Annotated in this window: 1 pseudogene; it reads right to left on the bottom strand. The window is 40.2% G+C overall.

Annotated features, from left to right (window positions below):
• Positions 1–537: pseudogene (locus tag ACT3RN_RS16055) on the bottom strand (IS701 family transposase); the annotation flags it as partial.
• Between the last annotated feature and the right edge of the window lie 63 nt (positions 538–600).

The raw sequence follows: 600 nt of genomic DNA, 5'->3' as shown, positions 1-600 counted from the left end.
AAAGATTTTACCTAAGCCATCAATGGTCAGCATGATATCTTTAGTGGCATACCAGCTGTCCATAAGCACCGTTTTAAATACCAATTGCTTGTACTCGATCGTGTGTCGTAACATATCTTCTAAATGATCAAGCTTGGTTTTACCATCGATGGCTTTGTCGTAAATACGGTAGTCAATAACCCAATACTGCTGGGTATGCGGGTTAACGTAGATGCAGTTTACAAGACCAATGCCTTTAATTAATCGTTTAGCATTGCCACTATATTGGCGGTTGACCAGTTCTATCTTATGACTGTGATCTTTGTCTAATACCGTATCATCAAAGAGCAAGTAACCCTCAGCATCGGCGACAATGTCTTGTTTAACTTGTTCCCATACTAGACGAGGTTTGAGCTTGTCACCTTTAATATAACGGTTGATACGGTCATGACTGATGTTCTCAGGATGATGATCAGCATAGTTGGTGATGGTGTAGTTTATTTGGCTCACCATGAGATACTGGCAATAATCTAGTCGGGTTACTTTAGGCTTCTTCATGACTATTATGGTACTACGCTATGCTTTAGGTTGGCAATATATCTCTGGTTTTGCGTAAGTCCT

Source organism: Psychrobacter sp. AOP5-GZ1-6 (assembly GCF_052376345.1).
Taxonomy (GTDB): Bacteria; Pseudomonadota; Gammaproteobacteria; order Pseudomonadales; family Moraxellaceae; genus Psychrobacter.
The sequence above is the reverse complement of the archived record's forward strand: the minus strand, read 5'-3'. Positions and strand labels throughout refer to the sequence as shown.